Source organism: Bacillus salipaludis (assembly GCF_030938565.1).
In the GTDB taxonomy this organism is placed as follows: domain Bacteria; phylum Bacillota; class Bacilli; order Bacillales; family Cytobacillaceae; genus Neobacillus; species Neobacillus salipaludis_A.
This window is the reverse complement of the sequence record NZ_JAVGVR010000001.1, coordinates 1183915-1207566: the sequence shown is the minus strand read 5'-3', so window position 1 is coordinate 1207566 and position 23652 is coordinate 1183915. Positions and strand designations below refer to the sequence as shown.

The 23652-nt window shown below is 40.6% G+C and carries 23 protein-coding genes; 14 read left to right on the top strand and 9 right to left on the bottom strand.

All coding sequences use genetic code 11. The features are described from left to right. Positions 1-132 precede the first annotated feature (132 nt). The 11 genes from RCG21_RS05905 (at position 133) to leuD (ending at position 13990) form a co-directional block, all read left to right on the top strand. Positions 133-1392 carry an ammonium transporter gene (locus RCG21_RS05905; protein WP_133336370.1) on the top strand — a complete coding sequence of 420 codons (1260 nt, stop codon included), beginning with the start codon at positions 133-135 and terminating at the stop codon, positions 1390-1392. Positions 1393-1483: 91 nt separating this feature from the next. After that, positions 1484-2440, top strand: a complete 957-nt coding sequence (locus RCG21_RS05900; RefSeq protein WP_308912964.1) for a DUF294 nucleotidyltransferase-like domain-containing protein — start codon at positions 1484-1486, stop codon at positions 2438-2440. Between the two features lie 7 nt (positions 2441-2447). After that, positions 2448-3179: an exonuclease domain-containing protein gene (locus RCG21_RS05895; RefSeq protein ID WP_308914250.1), complete on the top strand. Its 732-nt coding sequence runs from the start codon at positions 2448-2450 to the stop codon at positions 3177-3179. Positions 3180-3654: 475 nt separating this feature from the next. Then, on the top strand, positions 3655-5322 hold the full coding sequence (ilvD, locus tag RCG21_RS05890) for a dihydroxy-acid dehydratase (protein ID WP_308912963.1): 1668 nt from the start codon (positions 3655-3657) through the stop codon (positions 5320-5322). A gap of 506 nt (positions 5323-5828) precedes the next feature. Further along, positions 5829-7553: an acetolactate synthase large subunit gene (ilvB, locus tag RCG21_RS05885; RefSeq protein WP_133336379.1), complete on the top strand. Its 1725-nt coding sequence runs from the start codon at positions 5829-5831 to the stop codon at positions 7551-7553. Next, the gene (gene ilvN / locus RCG21_RS05880; RefSeq protein WP_133336381.1) at positions 7550-8071 is read left to right on the top strand and encodes an acetolactate synthase small subunit; all 522 of its coding nucleotides are present in this window, start codon (positions 7550-7552) and stop codon (positions 8069-8071) included. Before ilvB ends, ilvN begins: the two co-directional genes overlap by 4 nt. Before the next feature lie 28 nt (positions 8072-8099). Then, positions 8100-9134, top strand: coding sequence for a ketol-acid reductoisomerase (gene ilvC / locus RCG21_RS05875; RefSeq protein WP_133336383.1), 1035 nt, complete (start codon positions 8100-8102; stop codon positions 9132-9134). Then, on the top strand, positions 9121-10665 hold the full coding sequence (locus RCG21_RS05870; RefSeq protein WP_133336385.1) for a 2-isopropylmalate synthase: 1545 nt from the start codon (positions 9121-9123) through the stop codon (positions 10663-10665). Before ilvC ends, RCG21_RS05870 begins: the two co-directional genes overlap by 14 nt. 95 nt (positions 10666-10760) lie before the next feature. Further along, entirely contained in the window at positions 10761-11867 is a 1107-nt protein-coding gene (gene leuB / locus RCG21_RS05865) for a 3-isopropylmalate dehydrogenase (protein WP_133336387.1), read from the top strand. Positions 11868-11983: 116 nt separating this feature from the next. Next, a complete protein-coding gene (gene leuC, locus RCG21_RS05860; protein ID WP_133336389.1) occupies positions 11984-13402 on the top strand; it encodes a 3-isopropylmalate dehydratase large subunit in 1419 nt (472 codons plus the stop codon). A 3-nt stretch (positions 13403-13405) separates the two neighbouring features. Continuing rightward, positions 13406-13990, top strand: a complete 585-nt coding sequence (leuD, locus tag RCG21_RS05855) for a 3-isopropylmalate dehydratase small subunit (RefSeq protein ID WP_133336392.1) — start codon at positions 13406-13408, stop codon at positions 13988-13990. Positions 13991-14169: 179 nt separating this feature from the next. Here leuD and RCG21_RS05850 read toward each other — a convergent pair whose 3' ends face one another. Then, a complete protein-coding gene (locus tag RCG21_RS05850; RefSeq protein ID WP_133336394.1) occupies positions 14170-14484 on the bottom strand; it encodes a DUF3892 domain-containing protein in 315 nt (104 codons plus the stop codon). Between the two features lie 121 nt (positions 14485-14605). Beyond that, positions 14606-15274 carry a hypothetical protein gene (locus RCG21_RS05845; RefSeq protein ID WP_133336396.1) on the bottom strand — a complete coding sequence of 223 codons (669 nt, stop codon included), beginning with the start codon at positions 15272-15274 and terminating at the stop codon, positions 14606-14608. Between the two features lie 273 nt (positions 15275-15547). Here RCG21_RS05845 and RCG21_RS05840 point away from each other — a divergent pair, with 273 nt between their 5' ends. Both RCG21_RS05840 and RCG21_RS05835 read left to right on the top strand, forming a co-directional pair. After that, positions 15548-16012, top strand: a complete 465-nt coding sequence (locus tag RCG21_RS05840) for a VanZ family protein (RefSeq protein ID WP_133336398.1) — start codon at positions 15548-15550, stop codon at positions 16010-16012. Between the two features lie 89 nt (positions 16013-16101). Then, entirely contained in the window at positions 16102-17676 is a 1575-nt protein-coding gene (locus RCG21_RS05835) for a glycosyl hydrolase family 28-related protein (RefSeq protein ID WP_308912962.1), read from the top strand. 16 nt (positions 17677-17692) lie between these two features. Here RCG21_RS05835 and RCG21_RS05830 read toward each other — a convergent pair whose 3' ends face one another. Further along, positions 17693-18283 (bottom strand): DUF1836 domain-containing protein, encoded by a 591-nt coding sequence (locus tag RCG21_RS05830; protein WP_308912961.1) that lies wholly within the window; start codon positions 18281-18283, stop codon positions 17693-17695. Positions 18284-18412: 129 nt separating this feature from the next. Between RCG21_RS05830 and trhA the strand changes: the two genes are divergently transcribed. Beyond that, complete coding sequence (gene trhA, locus RCG21_RS05825; RefSeq protein WP_133336402.1) at positions 18413-19060, top strand: PAQR family membrane homeostasis protein TrhA; 648 nt, start codon at positions 18413-18415, stop codon at positions 19058-19060. A gap of 26 nt (positions 19061-19086) precedes the next feature. Here the strand turns inward: trhA and RCG21_RS05820 are convergent, their stop codons facing one another. The 6 genes from RCG21_RS05820 to RCG21_RS05795 form a co-directional block, all read right to left on the bottom strand. After that, the gene (locus RCG21_RS05820; RefSeq protein WP_133336404.1) at positions 19087-19449 is read right to left on the bottom strand and encodes a DUF488 domain-containing protein; all 363 of its coding nucleotides are present in this window, start codon (positions 19447-19449) and stop codon (positions 19087-19089) included. 88 nt (positions 19450-19537) lie between these two features. Then, positions 19538-19885, bottom strand: a complete 348-nt coding sequence (locus RCG21_RS05815; protein WP_133336406.1) for a YrdB family protein — start codon at positions 19883-19885, stop codon at positions 19538-19540. A gap of 246 nt (positions 19886-20131) precedes the next feature. Next, the gene (locus RCG21_RS05810; RefSeq protein ID WP_308912960.1) at positions 20132-21226 is read right to left on the bottom strand and encodes an LLM class flavin-dependent oxidoreductase; all 1095 of its coding nucleotides are present in this window, start codon (positions 21224-21226) and stop codon (positions 20132-20134) included. 79 nt (positions 21227-21305) lie between these two features. Next, positions 21306-21536 carry an excisionase family DNA-binding protein gene (locus tag RCG21_RS05805; protein WP_133336408.1) on the bottom strand — a complete coding sequence of 77 codons (231 nt, stop codon included), beginning with the start codon at positions 21534-21536 and terminating at the stop codon, positions 21306-21308. An 8-nt stretch (positions 21537-21544) separates the two neighbouring features. Next, positions 21545-22573 carry a P1 family peptidase gene (locus tag RCG21_RS05800; protein ID WP_133336410.1) on the bottom strand — a complete coding sequence of 343 codons (1029 nt, stop codon included), beginning with the start codon at positions 22571-22573 and terminating at the stop codon, positions 21545-21547. After that, positions 22570-23505: a dipeptidase gene (locus RCG21_RS05795; RefSeq protein WP_133336412.1), complete on the bottom strand. Its 936-nt coding sequence runs from the start codon at positions 23503-23505 to the stop codon at positions 22570-22572. Before RCG21_RS05795 ends, RCG21_RS05800 begins: the two co-directional genes overlap by 4 nt. Positions 23506-23652: the final 147 nt, after the last annotated feature.

Genomic DNA, 23652 nt, shown 5'->3' with positions numbered 1-23652 from the left:
AGCAATCTTACAACATCCAAAAAATCATGTGAGATAATCTAACATAATTATAGAAATCAACCGCACATTCATGCAAAAATACAACTACAGTGAATGTTAGCAAATTTAACATTACAAAAAGGGGGAGAACGAATGGATACTTTGTTTTTATTAAACAGTTTATGGGTGATGGTAGGTGCAGTCCTTGTGATCCTCATGATTGGAGGTTTTATCCTTCTAGAAACAGGATCTACTCGAATGAAAAATGCAGGTCATATTGCTGGTAAAACGATTCTAACCTTTAGCATAAGCTCCATCCTATTTTGGGCTGTAGGATATGGATTATCCTTTGGAAAAGGTAATGAACTGATTGGCCTTTCCAATTTTTTCTACTCCGGTTATGAAATCAAAGGATTATCTCTATCCGGCTCAGTATTCTTCTTGTTCCAATTAGCTTTTGCCGGTATTTCTTTAACCATTGCCTTCGGCGGTTTTGCCGAACGGGCAAAATTATCTGCCTATTTAGTATTTGCGGTCCTTTTCTCTGTACTGGTTTACCCTCCTATCGCCCACTGGATTTGGGGCGGCGGCTGGTTAGCAGAGCATGGGAAACAGGATTTTGCAGGCTCAACTGTAGTCCATTTAACAGGTGCCATGGCGGCACTAGCGGCTACCATTCTACTAAAACCACGGATTGGAAAATATAATAAAGACGGATCACCTAATAATATCGCTGGGCATAACCAAGTTTTTACAGCATTAAGCGTTTTGCTTTTATGGGTTGGCTGGTTTGGATTCAATGCAGGTAGTACATTATCTGCAGACAAAGCATTCTTTGGATTTGTTGCCCTAAATACAAACCTGGGTGCAGCAGCTGGTACTGTTGCGGCAATGATGATTTCATGGATGGTGATGGGAAAAGCAGATGTGCCAATGATGTTAAATGGCGCTCTAGCAGGATTAGTCGCCATCACTGCTTCCTGTGGCTTTGTCGATACATGGGCTGCTGTCGTAATCGGTTTTATCTCTGGCATCCTTGTATTTTATAGCATTCGTTTCTTTGAAAAGAGAAAAATCGATGATCCGATTGCTGCTTTATCGGTCCACGGAACGGCCGGTGTTTGGGGAACACTTTCAAATGGCTTGTTTGCCACAAAGGAATTGGCAACCGTAGGTAAACCGGGGTTATTTTATGGCGGAGGCTTTCACCAATTAGGCATTCAAGCTATGGGGGTCATCACATGCGCCGCTTACGCATTCATTGTATCCTTTATCATTTTGGCAATTATGAAGGCGGTTATGAATGGGTTACGCGTTACGGAGGAAGAAGAAATTATTGGACTCGATATGAGCGAGCATGGAAGCTATGGTTATCCTGAATTAATCAAAGCAGAACAAAAACTGAAAGCTTAATAATCTTTTAGCAAAAGTGCGGTGTCCAATCTCTCTTCACAAGCCGAGGGATTGCACCGCTATATCCGTTTTTACAGATAGGAGGTAAAAAATGACCTATGAAAGCTTCCAAGAAATCAGAAACTTTAGAGAAAGTCAGTTAAAAGATGCCATTTGGGATCATTTACAATTAAATCATTTACATGACGAAATCATTCAGCATGTCATAAAGACTGCCATCAAGAATGTTACTCATCTCCTCGGTCCTCCCCCATCCCCTTTTTCTTTTTTTGTTATGGGAAGTGCGGGCAGATCTGAACAATCCATATGGAGTGATCAAGATCATGGAATCATCTATCAAAATCCAAGTAAAGCAGCACAGGATTATTTCCTCGCATTAGGGAAAGAAATCTCACATGGACTCTACATAGCAGGGTATGCATTCTGCGAAGGCGGAGTAATGGCTGATCATCCTTTATGGTGCAAATCCTATCCTGATTGGCAGCGACAATTATTAGATTGGATGACCGCTGCATCCTGGGAAACCATTCGGTATTTGTTAATCTTTATGGATGGACGGTCTCTTTATGGAGAATCCGGCTATATTCAAGAATTAAAAATAATGGTTTTTCAAAAGGTTAAAAAGAATGTTCTGCTGCCATCCATTTTGAGAAATACCTTGCATGTAAAAAAAGGAGTCGGCATATTAGGCCAGCTTTTAGTGGAAACACACGGGAATCATGCCGGCTCGCTTAATTTGAAAGAAATGGCCATTTTACCATATGTAAATGCTGTTCGGGTATTGGCCATTCAAGATCATCTGCAAGAGACTTCCACGCTTTCAAGACTTAGTCAACTAAAGATAAAAGATCACACTATCTATAAACAGCATTTCTTTAAATTACTAGAATACAGGCTGCATTTCGGAAACCACTCCGATTATGGATCGGGGCATTATTTACCTATTGCCTCACTGGACAAAATTCAACGTAAAGAAGTTAGAAACATCATAAAAAATGGCATGACTCTACTTCAATTAACCATCAAGCTAGTAGGCAAGGGGGATTAACTTGAGAATGAATGAAATGATTCAATACTTTAAGCAAATATCAGGAAAACTGGGTTCAAACTTATACACAGGATTCCAAGATACGCATAATCTGCAACAATTATCTTTTATAAGAAACCTGCAAAAAGAAATGAAAGATACTAAAGTCTTGGACGTTCCCTTGCATGAATTAAATTTTACAGTTTTTGACTTGGAAACATCGGGCTTTTTCCCTGAAAAGGGAGACCGGATCCTTTCCATTGGAGCTGTTAAAATGAAAGGGACTACGATTATTTCGGATCAAACTTTTTATGCCCTTTTAAAATCTGAACACCCTATCTCCGATGAAATTTCTTTATTAACCAAGATACAAACTGATGAACTACACAACGCCCCCGATGGGAAAGAAGTGTTACTCCAATTCTATCAGTTTATTAAAAAGGATATTCTTGTAGCCCATCACTCCAAACATGAAAAAGCCTTTATGCAAAAAAGCTGCTGGGATCACTTAAAAATAAGATTTGTCCATCGAATCATCGATACATCTTTTCTGATCCGATTATCCAATCCACAATGGAAATCGTTCTCACTTGATGATACATGCCAAAAATGTGGAATTGAGATAAAAAACCGCCACCATGCACTGGGAGATGCGATGATGACTGCTCAAATTTGGGGGTATTATTTAAATAAAGCACAAGAGATGGGGTTTAAAAATTTAAGAGAAGTGTATGAATACCTTGCAAAATCATATAATTAACAATTCTAAAATAATAAAAATGGTAAAAAACAGGATGATTTATCATTAGTAAAAATGTATCACTGACTGCCATTTTTTCCTTTATAACCCCATAAATTCCTCTCGTTTTTCTCCCGCTATTATCAAAAAAGAGTGTGAAATAAAAATTTTTAAAATTTTTTTATTCTTGGGTTTTCCTTATCGTTACAACATTGTAAACGCTACCAGCTTTTACGATTAGTTTGAATTGTCAGATTTTTATGTTGACCATGTATACAAATGGAGTTATGATAACTGACAATAAAACTTATACGAAAGTGATAAGTTGAACACAGCCTTTTACATTCTTCTATAAATAGAAGGAGTCAGGCTGATCATTTACAACCATTTTTAAAATATGAATGATAAGAATTTAGATGAATTGTTACAACAGACGGAGTCGCTTATTATCCATCTGCTGCAAACCACGCAATTGTAAGTTAGGAGGCGCGAAAATATGCGCAGCGATATGATTAAAAAGGGGATTGACCGTGCTCCCCACCGCAGCCTATTATACGCAACTGGGGTAAAAGTGAGTGATCTTGACAAGCCGTTCATCGGTGTATGTAACTCCTATATTGATATTATCCCTGGTCACAGACACCTTAATCATTTCGGTGAGATTGTGAAAGAAGCCATTCGTGAGGCAGGCGGAATACCTTTTGAATTTAATACCATCGGCGTTGATGATGGTATTGCAATGGGACATATCGGGATGAGATACTCCCTTCCAAGCAGGGAAATCATCGCTGATAGTGCCGAAACAGTAATAAACGCACACTGGTTTGATGGTGTGTTTTATATTCCAAACTGTGACAAAATCACACCGGGAATGTTGATGGCAGCTGCCAGAACCAATGTCCCATCAGTCTTTGTTTCAGGTGGACCAATGGAAGCGGGAAAAACCTCTTCCGGAGAAAACCTTTCTTTAACATCTGTTTTCGAGGGTGTTGGAGCCTATCATAAAGGTACCATGACCGAACAGGAGTTATATGAAATTGAAACAAGTGCCTGTCCAACATGTGGTTCTTGTTCAGGGATGTTTACAGCGAACTCAATGAACTGTCTGATGGAAGTACTTGGAATGACGGTTCCTGGGAATGGAACGATTGTGGCAACCTCCGAAGAAAGACATGAATTGATTCGTCAAGCTGCAAAGCATTTGATTGAATTAGTGAAAAAAGATATCCGCCCACGCGATATCATAACAAGAGAAGCAATTGATAATGCATTCGCATTGGATATGGCCATGGGAGGATCCACCAATACGGTATTACATACCTTGGCAATCGCTCATGAGGCCGGTATTGAATACGACTTACGTGATATTAATAAAATTGCAGAAAAGGTTCCTTATCTCGCAAAAATCATGCCAGCATCTAATTATTCAATGGATGATGTTCATCGGGCTGGTGGAATTAGCGCCATCCTTAATGAACTTTGTAAGGTTGAGGGAGCGCTTAATAAGGATTGCATTTCAATAACAGGAAAAACATTAGCTGAGAATGTAAAAGATGCAGTCATTACCGATGAAAAAGTTATTCGGACAAAAGATAATCCATACAGCCCCGTGGGCGGACTATCCATCCTATACGGAAACATTGCCCCAGATGGCGGTGTCATCAAAGTAGGAGCTGTTGATCCTTCAATTAAAACATTCTTGGGTGAAGCCATTGTTTTTGAATCCCAGGATGAAGCGCAGGAAAACATTAATAATGGAACGGTTCAAGCAGGTCATGTTGTTGTAATCCGTTATGAAGGTCCAAAAGGCGGTCCGGGAATGCCGGAAATGCTCGCTCCTACCTCCGCGATTGCCGGAAGAGGGTTAGATAAGGAAGTAGCCTTGATAACAGACGGCCGTTTCTCTGGTGCAAGTCGAGGTATCTCCATTGGACATATTTCACCGGAAGCTGCTGAAGGCGGCCCAATCGCCCTAGTGCAAAATGGTGACAAAATTTTAATTAATTTACAAGAACGTTCGATTGATCTTCTCGTAGATGATGAAGTATTAGCGGAAAGACGCCGCTCTTGGCAAAAACCGGAGCCAAAAATCAAATCTGGTTATCTTGCAAAATATGCAAAACTTGTTACCTCTGCTAACACAGGCGGAGTCATGAAAATCTAAGTTAGTTAAATTCCAAGGGATTGATTAGTACCCCTCCCCTTCCGAAGAGAAGTAAAGGTGCTAAAACCATATTGACAACGGAATATTTATAAATCGATGACGGGAATAAAAGAATAAGAAACTTGTATTTTCAGAGAGTCGGGGTTGCTGTGAGCCCGGCAATACAACTTATTCTGACATCATCCCTGAGTGTTGGGCTGAACGGCTTAGGTCTAGTAGGTTCAATCGGGTGTTAAATCTTAGACACCTGTTACTAAAAGAAGCGTTAATCCATTTAATATCGCTTCATAAGGCAGTATTCGTAAGGATACTGTGAAACCGGGTGGTACCGAGAAAATGAAGGCCCTTTTCTCCCCGATTACTCTGCTTTATTTCTATTAATTGCAGTTTATTCGGAGGGAAAAGGGCTTTTTACTTTGATTATATCCGATTGAAGGTTCGGCTTAACGCAAAACTGCATGCTAAGTTTTTAAAATATTCAAATAACCCTAAGGAGGGATTACGACGTGAAAGTTGAAGCAAAACCGGAATTCCAAACTAGTACCGCACCATTAACAGGTGCAGACCTTCTCATTGATTTATTAATTAAAGAGGGTGTTGACACAATTTTTGGGTATCCCGGAGGTGCTGTCCTACCAATTTATGATGCAATCTGGCGGGCTCAAAACTCAATTAAGCACATTCTTTTCCGCCACGAACAAGGTATGATCCATGCTGCAGAAGGGTATGCCCGAGTTACAGGAAAACCTGGTGTAGTCCTTGCAACTTCAGGACCTGGGGCAACTAACCTTGTTACAGGAATTGCAGATGCCATGATGGATTCCTTACCGCTCGTTGTTTTCACCGGGCAGGTTGCACGAAGCGTGATTGGAACAGATGCCTTCCAAGAGGCTGATGTTGTGGCTATCACTACTCCAATTACAAAACATAATTACCAAGTGCAATCGATTTCTGATTTACCAAGAATCGTTAAGGAGGCCTTTCATATTGCTTCTACTGGCCGGCCTGGTCCAGTCTTAGTCGATATACCAAAGGATATTCAACAAGTCACTTCTTTAAGTGAACAGGAAGAAACTGAGATTCAATTACCGGGCTATCAGCCAACAACGAAGCCAAATCCGCTGCAAATTAAAAAACTGGCTGATGCACTTTCTAAAGCGAAGAAGCCTGTAATTCTTGCCGGAGCCGGTGTACTTCATGGAAAGGCTTCAGCTGAACTGACAGCCTTTGCAACAAAACACAATTTGCCAGTCGTAACCACCCTGCTTGGGTTAGGAAGCTTCCCTGCTAACAGCCCTCTATCACTTGGAATGGCCGGCATGCATGGAACTTATGTTGCTAATATGGCTCTATATGAAACTGATTTACTTATCAACTTCGGAGCACGCTTTGATGACAGACTTACCGGAAACCTTAAACACTTCGCACCAGATGCAAGGGTCGCTCATATCGATATCGATCCGGCGGAAATTGGAAAGAATGTTCCAACACAAATACCAATTGTTTCCGATGCAAAAGAAGCATTAAGCGAATTATTGGCGGAAGAAGTTGACTCACCACAAGCTGAGGAATGGCTAGAAAAACTTGCAAAGTATAAAGCGGAATATCCACTATGGTATAAACATAGTCCAAACGGTATGTGCCCGCAATGGCTCATTGAAGCTGTTCATAAAGTAACAAATGGTGAAGCGATTGTCGCTACTGATGTTGGTCAGCATCAAATGTGGGCTGCACAGTACTATACATTCAATCATCCACATCGCTGGATCACCTCCGGCGGCCTTGGAACAATGGGCTTCGGTTTCCCTGCTGCAATTGGGGCACAGTTGGCATCACCAGAAAGTACAGTGGTAGCGATTGTCGGAGATGGTGGTTTCCAAATGACCCTTCAAGAATTATCGGTCATCCAAGAAAGAAACTTGCCGGTTAAAATTATCCTTGTTAATAATGGGGCTCTTGGAATGGTTCGTCAGTGGCAGGAATTACAATATGATAATCGTATTTCCGAATCCCTGCTTCCGGTACAGCCAGATTTCGTAAAGCTTGCTGACAGTTATTCTATCCGAGGCATGAGAATTGATTCTCAAGAAGAACTTATTGCAGCACTTCCTGAAGTATTTGCTTATGATGGTCCTGTTCTTCTGGATTGCCGAGTCCTTCAAAAGGAATTAGTGTTCCCAATGGTCGCTCCAGGGAAAGGTTTACATGAAATGATTGGGGTGAAACCATGAAACGTATTATAACAGCAACGGTTCAGGATCGCTCAGGCGTGCTAAACCGTGTAACTGGCCTTTTGCTCAGACGTCAATTTAATATTGAAAGTATTTCAGTCGGAAAAACTGAAGTCGAGGGAATCTCCAAAATGACCCTTGTGGTTGAGATTGAAGATGAACAGCGTCTCGAGCAAGTTACAAAGCAATTAAACAAACAAATTGATGTTTTAAAAGTTTCCGATATTACCGACAAAGCTATCGTCGCACGGGAACTAGCTTTAATAAAAGTAGCAAGCAGTTCACAGCTACGAAGTGAGATAAATGGCATTATTGATCCGTTCCGTGCAGTGATTATTGACGTAAGTAAAGATAGCTTAGCTGTCCAAATTACCGGTAAGCCGGAAAAAATTGATGCATTGATTGAATTACTTCGCCCTTATGGCATTAAAGAAATTGCAAGAACCGGCCTGACTGCCTTTTTACGTGGGCATCAGCCACAACTTAACGAGCTAGCAACATATTCACTATTAAAATAAACTACTATACTTGGAAGGATGATATTAAATGGTAAAGGTATTATATAACGGAGATATTCAAGCAGAGGTTTTACAAGGAAAGAAAATTGCAGTAATCGGTTATGGTTCACAAGGACACGCACATGCTCTTAACTTAAAGGAAAGCGGCTTTGATGTGGTTGTTGGTTTAAGAAAAGGAAAATCATACGATAAAGCAGTAGAAGATGGCGTTGAAGTTACCTCTGTTGCTGAAGCAACTGCTGCTGCAGATGTAGTAATGGTTTTACTTCCAGATGAAATGCAGCCAAAAGTTTATGAAGAAAGCATTAAAGATAACTTACAACCTGGTAATGCCCTAGTGTTTGCTCACGGTTTCAACATTCATTTTTCACAAATCGTACCACCTGCAGATGTAGACGTATTCCTAGTAGCTCCAAAAGGACCAGGACACTTAGTTCGTCGTACTTACACTGAAGGTGCCGGAGTGCCAGCTCTATATGCTGTATACCAAGACTATACAGGCGAAGCTCGTAATCTAGCACTTGCCTATGCAAAAGGAATCGGTTCTGCTCGTGCAGGTGTATTAGAAACAACATTCCAAGAAGAAACTGAAACAGACCTATTCGGTGAGCAAGCCGTTCTTTGCGGCGGTACTACTGCCCTAATCAAAGCTGGTTTCGAAACACTTGTAGAAGCTGGTTACCAGCCAGAGGTTGCTTACTTTGAGTGTTTACATGAATTAAAATTAATCGTTGACCTTCTATATGAAGGAGGACTTGAAAACATGCGTTATTCTATCTCTGACACTGCTCAATGGGGAGATTTCGTATCTGGACCACGCGTAGTAAACGAAGATACAAAAGCACGCATGAAAGATGTATTAAAAGATATCCAAACTGGTAAATTTGCTCAGGGCTGGATCTTAGAGAACCAAACAAACCGCCCGCAATTTAACGCAATTAATCGTGCAGAAAACAACCATCAAATTGAAAAAGTTGGCCGCGAGCTTCGTGCATTAATGCCATTTATTAAAAACAAACCTGTAAACGAGAAAAAGGAAGTGGCGGTAAATGGTTCACGTTAACATCTTTGATACAACACTACGTGATGGCGAACAGTCCCCTGGTGTTAATTTAAACCAGCTTGAAAAATTAGAGATTGCCAGACAGCTAGAACGGTTTGGCGTTGACATTATGGAGGCCGGCTTCCCGGCTTCCTCACAAGGTGATTTCGAAGCAGTAAGAGCCATTGCCAGAACCATCAAAAACTCATCAGTTACCGGCTTGGCACGAGCAATGAAATCGGACATTGACATTGCGTGGGATGCTTTAAAAGATGCAGCAGAACCTAGATTGCATGTTTTCATTGCAACCTCCCCTATCCATATGCAATACAAATTAATGAAAACGCCTGATCAAGTCGTGCAAACGGCGGTCGAGATGGTAAGTTATGCTAAAAAGAGATTTCCACATATTGAATGGTCGGCTGAGGATGCTTCCCGTTCTGACCTTGATTTTCTTGTAAAGATTATTACAAATGTAATTGATGCTGGAGCTACAGTTATCAATCTTCCAGATACGGTGGGTTATACAACTCCTGAAGAATACGGCCGCATGTTCCGCTATATTCGCGAAAATGTGCCAAATATTCATAAAGCAGCATTATCCTGCCACTGTCACGATGACTTAGGAATGGCTGTTGCCAATTCACTGGCTGCCATCGAAAACGGCGTTACACAGATTGAAGGTACGATTAACGGAATCGGGGAACGCGCCGGTAATGCCGCATTAGAAGAGATAGGCGTTGCTTTAAATATTCGTGGTGATAAATATCCTTACACAACCAACTTGGTTTTAAAGGAAATTAAACGTACAAGTGACTTAGTCAGCCGTTTCACAGGTATGAAGGTCCCTCCGAATAAAGCAGTTGTCGGAAAAAATGCTTTTGCCCATGAATCAGGAATTCACCAGGATGGCGTCTTAAAAAATGCCCAAACCTATGAAATTATTACTCCTGAATTAGTAGGAGTCGGATCGAACGACTTAGTCCTTGGAAAACATTCCGGACGCCATGCGTTTAAAGACAAAATTGAGCAAATGGGCTTTGAGCTATCTCATGAAAAGCTGAACGAAGCGTTCCAATCCTTTAAACAACTAACCGATAAGAAAAAAGAAGTAACGGATGAAGATTTATATACCATTTTACTAGATATTCAAACAGCTTCTATCGATGTAAAAAAATATGAGCTTGTTGCTTTCCAAGTTCAGAGCGGATCTGGGAACTTACCTACCGCTACAGTTGCCCTTACAACTCCTGATGGAAACAGAGTAGAAACAGCCCGTACTGGCAGCGGAAGCGTCGAAGCATTATACAACACGCTTGAGGCATTAATTGAAGAAAAAATTCATCTTACTGATTTTAACTTGAGCTCTGTCGGCAAAGGTCGCGATGCTTTAGCTGAAGTTCACGTAAAAATGACCGTTAACGGTACCCCTGTCAGTGGACGCGGTTCTGCTCAGGATGTTTTAGAAGCAGCAGGAAAAGCCTTTTTGAACGCAGTAAACCGTGTATTTTTTAATCAACAGATTGCCTTAAAAGAACCAGCAAACGCATAATACCAAGACAGCTCTAGAAAAAGTGTAAGTGCCGCCTTTGCGGCGCTTACCAACAACTCTTTTGGTGTCAAAATAAAATGAGGAGGTTGCTCTTAATGAATAAACGAATTGTTTTGCTTCCAGGTGATGGAATCGGTAAGGAAGTTGTTGAATCTGCAAAAGATGTATTAAGTGCCATAGCTGAAGAATTTAATCATACTTTCAGCTTCGAAAGCCATGATATCGGAGGAGCGGCCATTGATTTGCACGGAACTCCCCTGCCGCAATCAACCGTTGATGCTTGTATGCAAGCAGATGCTGTTCTATTAGGAGCCGTTGGTGGTCCAAAATGGGACCAAAATCCCTCCCATTTACGGCCTGAAAGAGGATTGCTGGGAATTCGCAAGGCGCTTGATCTATATGCAAATTTAAGACCAATCAAAGGGTTCAAAAATCTACTACATGCCTCCCCTCTTAAAGAAGAAGTGATTACAGGCAGTGACCTTTTAATTGTCCGTGAGTTAACAGGCGGTCTATATTTTGGGACGCCAAGCGAACGCCGGGACGGAGGCCAAACTGTTGTTGATACACTTGCCTATTCCCGCAGAGAAATTGAGAGAATTGTAGATAAAGCCTTTCAAGCTGCCGAGCAGCGCCGCGGGCATCTAACCTCTGTCGATAAAGCAAATGTGCTTGAGTCCAGTAAGCTATGGCGCGAAATTGTAGAAGAGAAAAAGGCTCAATATCCAAATGTTGTCGTTGAGCATGCCCTAGTGGATTCAACTGCCATGAAGTTAATTACCAATCCAACCGAATTTGACGTGATCGTTACCGAGAATATGTTTGGCGATATTTTAAGTGATGAAGCATCCGTATTAACTGGTTCTCTTGGAATGCTCCCTTCTGCCAGCTTACGTGAAGATGGTGTTGGTCTTTACGAACCAGTTCATGGATCTGCACCGGACATCGCCGGTAAAGGGGTAGCTAATCCGATTGCAGCCATCTTATCCGCTGCCTTATTACTCCGCTACTCTTTTGGATTAGAAGATGAAGCGAAATTAATTGAAGAAGCTGTTCAATCAGTACTTGATGCAGGCTACCATACAGCTGATCTACAAGTAAGTGAAGGACGCCTTGTCGGCACCTGGGAAATGGCGAAGCTAATTGTTGATTTTATCCAATCACAAAATGCCTCAAAATGTATCATGAGCTGTTACGTGTAAGAAAAGCTATGGGTTTGGACTCGGTTACCGGGGCCGAACCCATATTTTTAAAAATCAGATTTTTAGTCAAAAGGCAAATAATTGCCTAAAAAATATGAACGTTGAGGAAGGAAATTATGCAAAAACCAAAAAATATTATTCAAAAAATTTGGGAACAGCATGTAGTACATCAGGAAGACGGCAAACCTGATTTATTGTATATTGATTTGCACCTTGTTCACGAAGTAACTTCTCCTCAAGCATTTGAGGGATTACGAATGAACGGCCGCAAAGTACGCCGCCCTGACCTAACTTATGCAACAATGGACCATAACGTTCCAACGCGCAACCGCGAAGTAATCAAAGATCCAATTTCAAAAACTCAAATGGATACATTAGTGAAAAACTGTGAGGAATTCGGTGTTACCCTTGCAGGCATCAACCACCCTGATAATGGGATTGTTCACGTCATTGGTCCAGAACTTGGCTTAACACAGCCTGGTAAAACCATTGTCTGCGGTGACAGCCATACCTCTACTCACGGTGCCTTTGGGGCCTTGGCGTTTGGTATCGGAACAAGTGAGGTTGAGCATGTTTTAGCAACTCAAACGCTTTGGCAGGCTCCTCCTAAAACTTTAAATGTTAAAGTAAATGGCAAGCTAGGCACAGGAGTAACTGCAAAAGACTTGATCCTTGCTATCATCGGTAAATTTGGTGTTCAGTTTGGTACAGGCTATGTAATGGAATACACTGGCGAAGCGATTCGCAACCTTTCTATGGAAGAACGGATGACTGTTTGTAACATGTCCATCGAAGCCGGAGCAAGAGCGGGATTAATTACCCCTGATGAAACTACATTCGAATACTTAAAAGGCAGACGTAATGTTCCACAGGGCGAGGAATTTGAAAAAGCCGTTGAAAGATGGCGTGCACTTGCATCAGATGAGGGAGCTACTTATGATGCGGTTGTTGAAATTGAAGCTGCTGATGTAGAGCCGCAAGTAACTTGGGGAACAAATCCTGGCATGTGCCTTCCAATTACGGCTTCTGTTCCAAATCCTGACGACGCTGTAAAGGCAAGTGAACAAGATGAAATCAAACGCGCGCTTGAATATATGGGTCTTGAAGCAGGCCAATCCATTTCCAGCATTGAAATTGACCATGTCTTCATTGGTTCTTGTACAAATTCAAGATTAAGCGATTTACGTAAAGCCGCTGAAGTGGTGCGCGGTCATAAAGTAAAGCCATCCGTTAAAGCGATAGTTGTACCAGGTTCCTTCAGTATTAAGCTTGCGGCTGAAAAGGAAGGAATCGATCAAGTGTTTATCGAAGCAGGTTTTGAATGGCGTGAAGCTGGCTGCAGTATGTGTCTTGCCATGAACGACGACATCGTTCCACCGGGCGGACGCTGCGCTTCTACCTCTAACCGGAATTTCGAAGGCCGTCAAGGGAACGGGGCACGCACCCATCTTGTCAGCCCTGAAATGGCAGCTGCCGCTGCAGTTGCTGGGCATTTCGTCGATGTCCGTCAATTTACTGCCCAGGAGGTTGGTTAATCAATGGAACCGTTACGCATTCATACAGGCCTTGTTTGTCCATTAAACCGGACAAATGTGGACACAGATCAAATTATTCCGAAGCAATTTCTTAAGCGTATTGAACGCAGCGGCTTCGGCCAATTCCTTTTTTATCACTGGCGTTTTGATGACGAAGGTAAATTAAGAGAAGATTTCATTTTAAATAAGCCTCAATATCAAGGTGCATCTATCTTGGTTGCCGGTGATAACTTTGGCTGCGGATCTTCCCGTGAGCATGCTCCGTGGGCTGTTCAAGACTTCGGGTTCAAGGTCATCATCGCTCCAAGTTATGCTGATATTTTTAAAAACAACTGTGTGAAAAATGGTATCCTTGCGATTGTCGCAAGCGAAGACCAAGTACAAACCCTTATGAAAAAGGCTGAATCTGAAGGGTATTCATTAACAGTGAACTTGGAAGAGCAAGTGGTTACCGATAATGAGGGCTTTGAAATCAAGTTTGATATCGCTCCCTACCCTAAGCAAATGCTGCTAAATGGCTGGGACGAAATCGGCGTTACATTAAGCTATGAGGAACAAATTAATAAATATGAGGCTGCACATAGGTAGTTTTTAAAAATTGCCCCCAAATTAGGGGGCAATTTTTATATTTTGTTGCCTTTTTTATTAGCCATTTGGCTTTTATCTGCGTTAAATTAGTATTTATCTGCGATACTCACCAGTTTATCTGCGATAAGTTCGGGTTTATCTGCGAAAGTAGTCAATTTATCTGCGTTGGAGTCTTCCCTTTAAAACTCCGGTAATTGATCCAAGTTATTTTCTTTGATTCCATCCGGCTCACTTCGAATAATATCCCGACCATACTTATGGAAAACATCAATGTGCGCGATCTTCCCTGCTTTTGCATCCTCTAACGCAGTGATGTAATCCAATTCCCGGCCTGTGCTGGTTTTAAACGCAATAATATCACCATCATCATTTTTCCGAACAGCAACAAATTCCTCTTTCCCATTCGGATTACTGTTCCCTGCTTCTATTTGAGCCTGCTGTTCACTTTGCTGTTTGTATTCCTCATAAATTTTTTCAAAATCCTGTTGTTCCATTTATTACACCTCCGAACATACGTTTAGTATTTGTCCTTTTTTCTTAATTATCCATTGGTACAAAGATGATATCGCATTAAAAAAAGCCCTCCACTAAATAAAATGTGTGAAGGGCGTTTGCCTATCTAAATTTTAAGTTATATGAAACAGTTTCTCCTAATTGGATAAATTCATCATCGAATGGTCCATCCACCTGTATTTGTATGGATTTAATCGAATCCAGGTTACTTTTATTTACTTTTAATACAATCTTTCCACTCTTTGTTGTATTCCCAAGGAACTCCCCATCAACCTGTTGTGAGTATGAAATGGCATCCTCTATTTGTTCCCCTGTATTAAAAGCGTAAATTCCTTGTACAGGGAACCAATTTACCTTTTTAGCGGATGTGTTTTGAACCTTAACATCTAAAACCACCGCTTTAATTGCCGGCATGTATTGGTCATATTTGTAACTAGGATTGACTGTAACCTTACTCACGGTCATTTTCATCGGCCCTGATTGAAGTACAGCATTTACATTATAGGATTTCAGCTTAGTTCCACTTGGATGATAATCCTTAGATGTAACAATATATTTATTTGATTTTTTATCATATTTTACTTTACCACCAAACCACGAAACAACGTCGGTAAGAGGTACATATGCTTTTTTATTAATCATTTTAACACTTACTTTTTTAGCTTTACCATTAAACCAAACAGATAATTTTGGTGCAGCCCATACCCCTAAACTAAAAGATAAAAATACAAAGAATGCTACAAACCCTGATAATAATACTTTTTTCTTCAATTTCAACTTCCTTCCATGTCTAATTTATTCGAATTGAAAGTTCAATACGATGATATGATCGCCTGCACTAACCAAAATTTTCTTTTCAATCCTTTTAAAACAGTTATCCCGGAACGATAAAGGTCCAGTTATTATTTTCTCCTTATATTTCTAAATTACTAATAAAAAGCAAGTAACAAACATTAACTTCATCTTGCAAAAGCCTTATAATTTGTTTAGAGCCATTAAATTCCGTCAAAAATGATGGATAAAAGAAGTCTAGGAGAATTAATTATGAATCAACAACGTACCCCCAAAATAGTTGATCCCCAAAAAGATAATCAGCCTATTAAAATTTTCGCAATCCTTCTATGGGGCTTGTTTCTATTGATCAATACTTGGACAAATAACCTTGAATTAATGATTCACTCCGGGTCTGTTGAATTTCAATGGAACTCGTCACCAGACTTTATATCATTCTTTAATTTTAATGACATCGCCCTAATCCATCCCTACTTTGTTGTGATCAAACTGGGACATTTTATTGGCTTTGCTATCATGGACCTGCTCATTTTCAACTTGTTAAAAAGCCATAAGTCGTCAATTACAATATCCGTAGCCTTCGCCTTCTTCACTGAGTTTTTTCAACTCTATTGGGGGCGTGATGGCCGTTTATATGATCTTGGCATCGATACACTTGGAATATTGACAATTTATATCACGATAAAGACACTAAATAAAGAAGATCAGAAAAAATAGAAGTTCTGTCCACTCCACACGGACAAAACTTCTATTTTTTCCATGGACGGTGCCTGTCACTTTGTGAAATAAACGGAGGTGAATTTTAGTTGCTTACTTTAGGTAAAAATCATGATCCAAGAAGGAATGGGGAGTTTCTCAGCCAAATCAATGGCGGTCAGCTTGACCTAAAAAGAGTTTTGCATGAAACTGAGAAACTATACTTGGAATGTACGGAGAAAAAGATTCCCCTCCCTGCTCCTGTGCAAAGGAAGCAAGCTTTTCAAGAGAAAATCCTTTCTGGACTATTTCGTCCCCTGTCCTTCGTAACAGAGCTCGGAGCTCCTTCCAAAATTATGATGGATGCAGCAGGAAATGTTTATCCAGAGTGGAAAGAGGCGCTAGATAATGAATACAACCACTTATTAAGCCGTCTGACTCGAGAAGTAAATGTAGCCGATTTTGGTGCAATCGGAGATGGGCGAACGGATAGCACCGCTGCCTTTAAAAAAGCGATTGGGACTGGCCGGGTTAAGGTTCGTGTGCCAGAAGGTATTTTTATAACAAAAGGAATCCTTTTGCCCTCCTGGACCTGCATAGTTGGAGCAGGAAAAGGGAAAACAATCATCAAACTCCACCGTGACGCCCCAAAAGGAACAAGGCTTGTGACAAACACCAATCATTGGCGCGGTAATCACCATCTCTTTGTGCAAGGCATGACGTTAGACTGGAATGTCGAAAGACTTGGTCATGTTCCAAAAACGGCCACTTGGGGTAATCATTCCAGCTGTTTAACGTATGCGAATGTTACCTATGGCTGGGTTCGAGATGTCGAAGCGATTAATCCTGGTCTCCATTGCTTTGATATTTCCTCTACCCTGTACAATTATGCCGGGGATGGCTATCGTGCCAAGGGCGGAAGCAGCTATATATGGCTGGATAACCTGAATGGCTACGGGTTTGGCGACGATGGAATTACCACCCATCACAGTGAAAAGGTCTTTATTTCGAATTCCCATATGTGCGACCCAAGCGGGCGTGCTCATAAAAAAGGCTTTTCAAATTCTAATGGTATTGAAATTGATGACGGCTCTAGAGACGTTATGCTCGTCAATAATTCCACAGCTAGATGCTTTGGCGGAGTTGAATGTAAGGCACATGAAAATTCCTCTGCAGCTGCAAATGTGCAAATCATCGGCCATCTTTCCGTGAACGATAACCGTTCTTTTAATTTTCGCCATATCGGCCATCACAAAAACACTGATAATAAGTCAAAAACGGCCTATAATCTAATGGCAACGAATCTAGCTTCCATTGCGCCGATTTACTCGGATTTATACGCTGACTCGACACCAAGGGGGTTGGTTGTTTCTGCTTATGAGAATGTTGTCATCAACCATTTTACTCTTGTGGGTGATCCTGACTATGAATACAAAGGAAACCCCGTAATCGCGATTCAATACCGTGCAAGAAAGGTCATTTTAAACCACATAAGCCTTTGCGATTTTAAAAAAGCAGGAGCCGGTATAAAGATTTACGGCGGTGCCAATCAGGCTGATTCCGTTCGAATTGAAAATGTAGTCTCTAAAAATTCTTCGTCTAAAGCGGTTGAGATTGGGCAAGGGATACAAGATGTGTTGGTCACAAATGTGAAGGAGTATACAGATCTAGCTATAAAAAAATAAGCGCCATATAGATTATTCATCTATGGCGCTTTCCTTCTTTTTCAACCGTAATCCCATCCACTAGCTTCTCAGCCACTCGTCGATAAAGATTACTCATATGGACTAACGAAGAAATCATTAAAACTTCCTCTATATACTGAGACTTTTCCTCCTGCAATCCCTTTACCTCTTTTTTTACTGCTTTAATCCGCTCCTCAATATCCGCGTCAAAATCCTCTACATTCTGGGCAGAGAGATTCAAATAGCTTGAATAAAAAGAGTCTAAATCAATGTCATCTATAGTAATTTTTTTATTCATCCCATCGAGCGTGACCTTAATATCATTGATGGAGAGGCCTCCTTTAAGTTGATAAATCAAACTGATTAAAATGAGATGTTCTTTCGAATATTTTTTATTTTGTATTGGAAAAATAAGTTTTCCTTTTGCATAGTTATTAATCATGGTTTTCGTCAAAACCTTATCGTCAACTTTCCGTTTTGACTCGCCAAATTTATTTTCAAATAATTGAATAACCTGATCCATATACAAATCAATCTTCGGAATTTCCTCTAAAGTCAGGCTTGTATTTAATTCAAGCTGATCCATAATATCTTTAATTTTTTCCATCCCAAAACCCCGTTCTCAACAATTTCTAATTTGATTATACCTAAACGAATAAACATTGACTAGCTAATGTTTTATCGATATGATTATATGTAGTTATCAATACTACGTGTTACGTTAGGAGGATTTAATATGTATCAGTATGTTCGTGAACCCATCAATGGATTTACCCATTTGGCCGGAGCCCTTTTATCGTTTATCGGCCTGCTTGCAATGGTCATCAAAGTATCGATGAACACTCCATCACCACTTTCAATTACCGCCGTTATTATTTTTGGAGTCAGCATGATTTTGCTGTATTCGGCATCAGCCACCTATCACATGGTCATCGCACGTGATAAAGTGATTGCTTTCTTAAGACGACTCGATCATTCGATGATTTTTGTGTTAATCGCAGGGACGTACACTCCTTTTTGCTTTATTAGTTTAAATGGAAAAATTGGCTGGATTCTCTTTTCGATTATTGGTGCTGTTGCGATTTGCGGGGTTGTTTTTAAAATGGTTTGGTTTCAATGTCCGCGGTGGATTTCGACCTCACTCTATATCGCGATGGGCTGGATGATTATTTTTGTGTTCTCTCCCCTTGCAGGTAGTTTGAACCCGTTCGGTTTGTTTTTATTAATTTTAGGCGGTGTTTTTTATACCATTGGCGGTGTAATTTACGGAGCAAAACCTAAATTTTTGGAATTTAAAAATATGGGATTCCACGAGATTTTTCATATTTTTATCTTACTTGGAAGCTTAGCTCATTTTCTCTGTGTTTATCTTTATGTAATATAAAAAATCGGCTTCCAAAGCCGATTTTTTTATAGCCTTCGTTTTAATTCTTCTAGTAAAACAATGGCATGATTAAAGATTGGATCCTTTGCACCATAAAGAAGTGTTACTCGGCCATTGGAGGTTAAATCGAAGATATGGTTAATCCCTTGTACCTTTTCTTCATCGTTCCGAAGTTCTTCCACATATCTCAACTTGAACTCCTCAAAAAGCTCCGGTTTATGGCAAAACCATTTCCTGAGTTCGCTGCTAGGAGCCACATCTTTCAGCCACTCATCTAGTTTTGCAGATTCCTTTGAGATTCCGCGAGGCCAAAGGCGATCAATTAAAATTCGATAACCATCCATTTCATCATAAGGGTCATAGATTCTTTTTAAAAATATATCAGCCATAGTTTTTACCCCTTTTAAATATTCTGATCCGTCCATTTAATTATATAATTTACATACGCTAGAAGGGAAAATCTCCTATGAATCTCTTCTATTGCTTCCAGAAATACATAAAAAGCTTATTAACTAAAAGCAAGCTCCCCAGGATCCAGGCCATTTCTGGCTTCCCGACTGTAACGAGTAATAGGACTGGCAAACCAAACACAATGATTTCTAAAATTAAATGAACTGGTTCTGATAATTGAATAGCTGCCTTTGGAGCACCCATTAGTCCCCAAATAACCGCGACCACCAAAGGAGTACCAATCGCTAGTAACCATTGAAGTAACGGACTATTTCCCGTTTTATAACCCCAATATCCCCACACATAAAGTGAAGTCAGTTCCAATAAAAATCTCAGTAGCAGATTTAAAGACTGTAATCCGGCAAGCAAACTCATTTAGTTGTCTCCTCCTTATGAATTATTTATAAGCATCTTCATTACAACCTCACACTAATTATATTAATAATATAACTAATAATATTAGTTAAAACAAGCAATAAAACCATTTTTTTCTAAAAGGTTTTTATAAGTAAACTAAAATTAAAATAAAAAGGTACCAGCAATTTATTTTGCTGGTACCTTTTTTATTACGATCATAGAAAAATATAAATCAGTAAGATTCACTTAAAGGTTATGGTTTGTTTATTTGTCAGCTTGGGCAGCCAATTTTGAATTTTTTGTTTCCTTTCGAACGACTGGAGCTACCTTCGTTGCCAACAACTCAATGTTTTCAGCTACTTTTTTAAACGGCATTCCACCTATATCCATTTGTGCAATAAAGCGTTGATGTCCAAAAAGTTCATATTGGGTTAGAATTTTTTCAATGATTTGTTGAGGACTTCCGACAAATAATGCTGTATCCGGTCCGGCGAGCTGTTCGAATTCTTCTCGGCTCATGTGATTTCTTCCTTGCTCTTTACTGAAAAAATCCCGGTAATGTGCATAATAAGGATAATATTCGTCTTTCGCCTGCTGGGTCGTTTCCCCAATAAACGCGTGTCCCGTTACAGCCACCTTCAAATCTTCCGGCGCATGACCGGACTCCCTCGATGTCTGGCGGTATACATCCACAAGCGGTTTAAATCGTTTCGGATCTCCGCCAAGAATGGCCATGGTTAAACCCGTACCGAATTTACCCGCACGTTCTGCGCTTTCAAGAGAACCTCCCGCCCCTACCCAAAAGGGAATGCCTTTTTGCACAGGACGAGGTGCAATTTCTGCATCAAACAACGGCGTCCGAAAATGGCCGTTCCAGGTCACTTTTTCATTAGAATTTAATTTTAAAAATAAATCAATATTCTCTTCAAATAAACCGTCATAATTGTCCAAATCATATCCGAACAATGAAAAGGATTCTACAAAAGCACCCCGCCCTGCTATAACTTCAGCACGACCGTTGGATAAAAGATCCAGTGTAGCAAAATCTTCAAATAACCGGACAGGGTCCACAGTTCCCAATACAGTTGTGGTACTTGCCAGTTTAATCCGCTTTGTAACCTGCGATATGGCAGACAATACAACTGGCGGCGATGAAATCGCATAGTCTAAACGATGATGTTCACCAACACCAAAAACATCCAGACCAGCTTCATCAGCCATTCTTGCTGCTTCAATAATTTCTTTCAATCTCTCACTTGCATGAATCGTTTTCCCTGATTGGGGATCTGGTACTAAATCCCCTAATGTATAAATTCCAATCTCCATACCATAATGTTCATCTGCCAAAATTATCTTCATTCCCCTCCATAATTCAGAAAAGAAAATTTGTTATTAGTATGCATTCCATGATAGCTTTCATTCATTGCTAGCCTGAAAGCTAATCCTCATCCTTCACATCAAGATCTTCCGGAATTGGCTCATTTAAGATTTCCTCGACTAGTTGTTTGTATTTTTCCATCTGCCTCAAATGCGTACTAAATTGGTCCTTATAAATTAAATATTCAGTTCCGTCATAGAGGGCACGAATTTTTCGCTTCTGCACGAGCTTTTCTACAGTTGAAACCGGGACAGATAAATACTCTGCTGTTTCTTTTATAGTTAAATACACTTTAAAGTTCATTCCTTTTTAAAATAAAGTTGGTTAACAACACGGCCATTACGCCCCTTTGTGGTCTCAGCCTGTGACAAGGAGTTAAGAATCGCCTCCTCGGCGGCCTCAGCAGCTCCCATAAAAAGCTGATTCATGATCGAATGGTCTTCGCGAAGTTGTGTGTGCATCTCCAAAGGGCCCTCAGAAAAATGAAGAATTTTATGTGCCGTTGAAAAAGCAATCACAATATCTCCGCTCCCATGGCTGAAATGGCTGCCTGTCCTTCCTAAGCCAATTCCGCAGCGCTTAGCCACACGCTTAAGCTGCCGGTCGCTTAACGGCGCATCTGTCGCAAGAACAATGATTATCGAGCCATCAGCCGGTTCCGAAAGAGCTTCTCCTTCACCAAAATAACGTGCCCATTGAAACTCTTCTTTTTTTCCAAAATTGCTTAGAACAAGGCAGCCAATCGTATACTCTTCAAATTTACGTGAAGACGTTCCAATCCCGCCTTTATAGCCAAAACACACCATCCCCTTTCCGGCACCAACAGCCCCTTCCCTAGCAGGCTCAGCGGTTGCTTTTCGAATGGCTTCCACAGCATGCTCTGGCTTTACCGGAAAAAGCCGAATTGAATTAAGATAGCTGTCATTGCATTCACCGACAACCACATTGATCGTTCCTGTTGTCTCTCCAATTTCGGGATTGTCCTCAAGCATATATTGAAGTGTCCCCTGCGTAACCGCCGGAACAGCAAAGGTATTCGTTAACAGAATGGGTGATTCAAGCACTCCTAGTTCATTGATTTGCACTAGACCCGTGGTTTTCCCAAATCCATTAAGGACGTGGCAGGAGGCCGTGACTTTTTCCCGAAACAAATTTCCGTTATGCGGCAATATGGCAGTAACTCCTGTACAGGCATACTCATTCCCCGATGCATCCAGAGGGTAATCCAACGTTACATGTCCTACCCTAACCCCTGCTACATCGGTAATACAGTTCTTTTCACCTGTTGGCAGTTTCCCGATTCTTAAACCAGCCCCCCTTATCTTCATCTTCCAATTCCCGGTCTCTTATCTAGGAAGTTTTGGCCGGCAAAGCCTCTAACCTCTGATTCGGAATAATGCTTTAATAATTCATTAATGAGGTTTTGGCTCTTCGATGCATCTTCCAAATCTATAATAAATTCAGAAATCCCATCAAAATCCGAACCCAATCCAATCTGTTTTACACCGCCAAGTGAACAAAAATGGTCAATATGTTTAATAAGATCTGCGATGGTTGCTTCTCCCTCTTCTTTTACAAAGGGAGGATTATAGACAACATGAATTAACCCGTCCTTTTTAAACATTTCCACAGCCATTTCATCCGTTAGATTCCGTCGATGGTTGCAAAGCGTTCTTGAGTTGGAATGACTGGCAATTGGATATTTTGCAATCTCCATTACATCCCAAAATGCCCGGTCGCAAAGATGGGAAACGTCTGTTAGGATTTTATGATTATTATGGAACTTGACGATTTTTTTCCCAAAATGGGTAAGTCCAGCACCGCGTGGTTCCCCCGCTCCATCTGCTGCAAGGTTGGCATTATTCCAAGTCAGGCCGACCGAACGAACTCCAAGCTGATAAAGAATATTCAGCTTCGCTAAATCATTGCCAATTGCATCAACACCTTCAAGCGTTAACATCGCGCCAATCTGACCAAGCTTAAGATTGTCAAAATCTGACCACTCCCGTATCTGAACCATATCTGGGTTCTTCCCAAGAACCTCCTTGTAAAAATAATCAATTTGCTGAAGGGCTTCTTGGAATTTTTGATCAGAAGGAATATCCGGTTCGATAAAAATCGCAAAGCACTGAACTTTCACTTTTCCTTTATGTAAACGTGCTTTATTCGTCTCTAATTCAGGGGCATCGGCAAAACGCAGTCTTCCCTTCCCCTCTGATAGCTTAAGTAATGCATCACAATGCAGGTCGATGATATTCATATTGAAAGCTCCTTTTAAAAAGAAATAAAAGATACACCCATTATACTTCTCTTCCACGTAAAAAACAGGTACTTGATTTAAGAGTAAAAATATTTGCTTTTATCCATACTAACTGTCAAGCTAAGAAGAAAAGAACTTTAAACAGGA

Bases quoted from the DNA above. Each gene is read 5' to 3' on its own strand.
- RCG21_RS05905 (WP_133336370.1), top strand. From the start codon at position 133: ATGGATACTTTGTTTTTATTAAACAGTTTATGGGTGATGGTAGGTGCA.
- RCG21_RS05900 (WP_308912964.1), top strand. From the start codon at position 1,484: ATGACCTATGAAAGCTTCCAAGAAATCAGAAACTTTAGAGAAAGTCAG.
- RCG21_RS05895 (WP_308914250.1), top strand. From the start codon at position 2,448: ATGAATGAAATGATTCAATACTTTAAGCAAATATCAGGAAAACTGGGT.
- ilvD (WP_308912963.1), top strand. From the start codon at position 3,655: ATGCGCAGCGATATGATTAAAAAGGGGATTGACCGTGCTCCCCACCGC.
- ilvN (WP_133336381.1), top strand. From the start codon at position 7,550: ATGAAACGTATTATAACAGCAACGGTTCAGGATCGCTCAGGCGTGCTA.
- ilvC (WP_133336383.1), top strand. From the start codon at position 8,100: ATGGTAAAGGTATTATATAACGGAGATATTCAAGCAGAGGTTTTACAA.
- RCG21_RS05870 (WP_133336385.1), top strand. From the start codon at position 9,121: ATGGTTCACGTTAACATCTTTGATACAACACTACGTGATGGCGAACAG.
- leuB (WP_133336387.1), top strand. From the start codon at position 10,761: ATGAATAAACGAATTGTTTTGCTTCCAGGTGATGGAATCGGTAAGGAA.
- leuC (WP_133336389.1), top strand. From the start codon at position 11,984: ATGCAAAAACCAAAAAATATTATTCAAAAAATTTGGGAACAGCATGTA.
- leuD (WP_133336392.1), top strand. From the start codon at position 13,406: ATGGAACCGTTACGCATTCATACAGGCCTTGTTTGTCCATTAAACCGG.
- RCG21_RS05850 (WP_133336394.1), bottom strand. From the start codon at position 14,484: ATGGAACAACAGGATTTTGAAAAAATTTATGAGGAATACAAACAGCAA.
- RCG21_RS05840 (WP_133336398.1), top strand. From the start codon at position 15,548: ATGAATCAACAACGTACCCCCAAAATAGTTGATCCCCAAAAAGATAAT.
- RCG21_RS05830 (WP_308912961.1), bottom strand. From the start codon at position 18,283: ATGGAAAAAATTAAAGATATTATGGATCAGCTTGAATTAAATACAAGC.
- trhA (WP_133336402.1), top strand. From the start codon at position 18,413: ATGTATCAGTATGTTCGTGAACCCATCAATGGATTTACCCATTTGGCC.
- RCG21_RS05820 (WP_133336404.1), bottom strand. From the start codon at position 19,449: ATGGCTGATATATTTTTAAAAAGAATCTATGACCCTTATGATGAAATG.
- RCG21_RS05815 (WP_133336406.1), bottom strand. From the start codon at position 19,885: ATGAGTTTGCTTGCCGGATTACAGTCTTTAAATCTGCTACTGAGATTT.
- RCG21_RS05810 (WP_308912960.1), bottom strand. From the start codon at position 21,226: ATGAAGATAATTTTGGCAGATGAACATTATGGTATGGAGATTGGAATT.
- RCG21_RS05800 (WP_133336410.1), bottom strand. From the start codon at position 22,573: ATGAAGATAAGGGGGGCTGGTTTAAGAATCGGGAAACTGCCAACAGGT.
- RCG21_RS05795 (WP_133336412.1), bottom strand. From the start codon at position 23,505: ATGAATATCATCGACCTGCATTGTGATGCATTACTTAAGCTATCAGAG.